The organism is Synechococcus sp. R8-2 (assembly GCF_047461715.1).
GTDB lineage: Bacteria > Cyanobacteriota > Cyanobacteriia > Thermostichales > Thermostichaceae > Thermostichus.
The window spans coordinates 1-3,637 of the sequence record NZ_JANSHQ010000288.1; the positions used below are offsets into that span (position 1 = coordinate 1).

4 protein-coding genes and 1 tRNA gene are annotated in these 3,637 nt (G+C 56.5%); 4 read left to right on the forward strand and 1 reads right to left on the reverse strand.

All coding sequences use genetic code 11. The features are described 5' to 3' along the window. Positions 1–26: 26 nt before the first annotated feature. From NW819_RS07525 to NW819_RS07535, 3 genes are all read left to right on the forward strand, one after another. Complete coding sequence (locus tag NW819_RS07525; protein ID WP_414413381.1) at positions 27–773, forward strand: phosphoadenylyl-sulfate reductase; 747 nt, start codon at positions 27–29, stop codon at positions 771–773. Between the two features lie 3 nt (positions 774–776). After that, positions 777–1,091: an antibiotic biosynthesis monooxygenase family protein gene (locus tag NW819_RS07530; RefSeq protein ID WP_414344235.1), complete on the forward strand. Its 315-nt coding sequence runs from the start codon at positions 777–779 to the stop codon at positions 1,089–1,091. Between the two features lie 116 nt (positions 1,092–1,207). Next, a tRNA-Val gene (locus tag NW819_RS07535) sits at positions 1,208–1,279 on the forward strand. Positions 1,280–1,389: 110 nt separating this feature from the next. On the opposite strand, the gene NW819_RS07540 is transcribed toward NW819_RS07535, so the two are convergent. Continuing rightward, entirely contained in the window at positions 1,390–2,331 is a 942-nt protein-coding gene (locus NW819_RS07540) for a phosphoribulokinase (RefSeq protein WP_414413382.1), read from the reverse strand. A gap of 285 nt (positions 2,332–2,616) precedes the next feature. Here NW819_RS07540 and NW819_RS07545 point away from each other — a divergent pair, with 285 nt between their 5' ends. Then, positions 2,617–3,384 carry a PspA/IM30 family protein gene (locus NW819_RS07545; protein ID WP_011432097.1) on the forward strand — a complete coding sequence of 256 codons (768 nt, stop codon included), beginning with the start codon at positions 2,617–2,619 and terminating at the stop codon, positions 3,382–3,384. Positions 3,385–3,637: the final 253 nt, after the last annotated feature.

Here is a 3,637-nt window from a genome sequence, read left to right on the forward strand (position 1 = left end):
ATCGTCGAGTTCGGTGTCTTCCCCCTATGACAGCAAGCCTTTCTCCTTCTAGCCGCTGGGAGCTGGCGGCTCAAGCGCTGCGGGAGCAGTATCAACCTCAAGTGGCGTCCCTGAGCGAACGGTTTGAGCCTTTGTCGGCAAGCGACCTGCTCACCTGGGCGGTTGAAGAATTTGGAGATGGGCTGTTGCTGGCCTGTAGCTTTGGCCCGGAAGACCTAGTGCTGATCGATCTGCTCACGGCGATTAACCCCCGTGTTCGCGCTTTTTTTCTGGACACCGATTTTCACTTCCCGGAAACCCTACAACTGCGGGAGCAGGTGTTGGCGCGCTACCCCCACTTGCAACTGCAGATCTTCAAGCCCTTGCTTACCCCGGAAGAGCAGGCAGCTCAATACGGGCCAGAACTGTATCGCTCTAACCCCGACCTCTGCTGCAACATCCGCAAGGTGGAGCCCTTGAATCGTGCTCTGGCCGGTTGCACCACTTGGATTACAGGGATGCGTCGGGAACAATCCCCCACCCGCGCCGATATCGGCAAGGTGCAGTGGGACGGCAAGCGCAACCGCCTCAAACTCAACCCGCTGGCTGACTGGACAAATGGCCAAGTTTGGAAATACATCCTTGACCACGGGATCCCTTACAACCCCCTGCACGATCGCCACTACCCCAGTATCGGCTGCCTCCACTGCACTGCGCCTGTTGAGCCAGGGGCGGATCCCCGCTCTGGACGCTGGAAGGGCACAAGCAAAACCGAATGCGGCCTGCATACCTAACCCATGACTGCTTCCTCCATCCTTGAGGTGGCTCAGTTTGAAATTACCCCCGGCTCTGAAGCCGCCTTTGAAGCCGCCATCGCTCAAGCTTTCATCTATTTGCAGCAGACCGACGGCTACCAAGGGCACCAACTGCAGCGCTGTCTGGAGCACCCTCAGCAATACCTACTGCTCGTTCAGTGGGGATCCCTAGAGGCCCATCTGGTCAACTTTCGCCAATCGGAAAACTTTGTCCGCTGGCGTGCCCTCATCGGGCCCTACTTTGCTCGCCCACCCCAGGTGTTGCACTACCAGTTGCTGACCGGATCCCCTTTTTGATTTGAAATAGGGCACCCGTCCACTCTCCACCCAGGCTAATCCCAATGGGACGGGTTCAAAATGTGATATTATCGATTTCCGACCTTCAGGTAGATGCGCGGCAGCATCGCTCGTAGGGGCTGTTAACTCAGTGGTAGAGTACCACCTTGACACGGTGGGAGCCGCTGGTTCAATTCCAGCACAGCCCATGTCCTTGACAGAAGCTCACAAGACTCTGCTCTGGGAGCGGGTTACCGTGCTGGGCCGAGCCTTACCCTGCAGGTCTTGCGAAACTGGGGATCCCTCGCCGCCACGGACTCTATTGGTAGATGTTGGCCGCTTTTAGCATGTGGTAGGTGATCAGCAATTGAGTCAAAGCCAGGGGATAGCTCTGGAGCAGCTCGCCGGTGGTGCCGATCAACTGGCCGATATTGGGGTTTCCCTCTAAGCTACAGAACTTGCCCAGGTAAGGGATTTCGTTGCAGAGCATCCGCTCCAGCTCAATCACTTGGCTGGCCGTAGCATGGGCATCAATCTGCAAAACATCGACGGGCTTGCCCATATCCCGATCCAAATCCAAACGAATGGCAGAGCTGAGGTGACTGTCGCGGGCATTGAGGATTTGCCAAAAATCTGGGTGAGGAATGGTGGGGCGCAGCACCAAGCGTGCATTCAGCAATACCTCGTCTTGGTCGGATCCCTCTTGGGGCGGGTAAAAGGTGACCACTACATCGGCCCATTGGCGCTGTGGACGAATAAAAGCCTCTGAGTCGGGTTCGCGCTTTTTGAGCTCTTCTCGCACTTGCTCTTCGGTATATCCGCGCTTGCGGGTGTCCCGCTTAATCTTCCAAAGGGCGCGTAGATGTTCTGGGGGAGCCAAATAAACCTTGACATCGTAGCTATCCCGCATACCACGGGTAAAGTAGCCCAGCAGCCCTTCGACAATCACGTATTTGTTGGGCTTGACATACTCTGGCGGGTCAAAGGTGCCGGTGCTGTGGTTGTAGACGGGCTTTAGGATCGGCTGGCCGGTGCGCAAGAGCGTCAGGTGCTGCTGAACGATATCCAGGTAGTTGCAGTCGGGATGGAGGGCTGTAATCCCCAGTTCAGCGCGTTGTTTGCGGTCGTAGCGGTGGTAGTCGTCGGTGCAGATGACAGTGACGTTTTCTTCCCCCAAGACTTGGGCAATGCCACGGGTGAGGGTGGTTTTTCCAGCAGCACTATCGCCAACAATACCCAGAATAATCGGGCGCTGAGCCACGGATCCCTCTCCTGAATCGTGAACCTGGGGCGGAGAACTCCCAACAACACCGGCCAAACTCAACTTCGTTTCGACCTGCGGATGGCCCCGATCAGAGAACAGGGATTGTCGGTCAGCAAACGAAGTTAAGCAAGCATTATCGGCTCTGGAGGGTATTGGGGCAAGAGAACGTTACAGCTTTTTTCAGCGGAGCCCTATGGATCCCTATACTGGAGTAGAAGCACTGGAAGGCATCAAAGCAGCAAGGGTAGCATTAGGTCAGACCGCTAGAGGGGGAAGCAACCGATGGGATTGTTCGATCGGGTCAGCCGAATCATTAGATCCAATATCAATGCGCTGGTCAGCAGCGCCGAGGATCCGGAGAAAATCCTGAACCAGACCATTCAGGACATGTCTGAGGATCACTACCAGATGCGGCAAGCGGTTGCCCAGGCCATTGCTGCCCAGAAGCGGATAGAGCGGCAGTATGAGCAAGCACAGCAGAGTGTTGATGAGTGGCAAAGACGCGCCGAGTTGGCCCTGCGCAACAACAACGAAGCTTTGGCTCGGGAAGCGCTGGTGCGCAAGAAAACCTTTGCCGAGACTGCCCAAAGCCTGAAGCGGCAGTTGGATGAGCAGACCAAGCAGGTGGAGATCCTGAAGTCCAACATGACCAAGCTGGAGAGCAAGATCGCTGAGGCCAAGACCAAAAAGGACATGCTCATCGCTCGCGCCCGCGCCGCCAAGGCTTCCCAGCAAATCAATCAGGTTATCGGGCGGGTGGACGCCACAAGCGCCTTTGCTGCTTTTGAGCGTATGGAGGAGAAGGTGAACTCCCTGGAGGCCCAGTCGGCGGCAGTAGCCGAGCTGGCGGTAGACAATTTGGAAAACCAGTTTGCCGCTTTGGAGGCGGGTGGCTCGGATGTAGATCACGAGCTGCTGATGCTCAAGGCGTCGATCCAGGGTCAGTTGCCCTCTGGAGGGTCAAAGTCCTCAGGCCAACCTTCCACCGCAAGTGAGAGCGAAGTCGATCTGGAGTTGGAAAATTTGCGCAAGGAGATTGACCAGCTCTAACAGGCGGAATGTCGCTCTCCTCCGACTCTCAAGGCTTGCCGGGCTGAGTTTGGGCCGGGGGGTGGTAAGCTAACCAACAAGAACTCTGACAGCCCTTCTGCCGACCAGCAGGGCAAAGTCTGTCAGTAAAGCGTTCCACCTCGAGTGGCAGGGATCCCCAGAGGGTAATCAACCTGCGAAAGGGTCACAGCCTGCTTCCGGCAGGGCTGAGGTTAGTTTGCCTACGGTTTTGTGAGAGCATGACTCTAGTCAA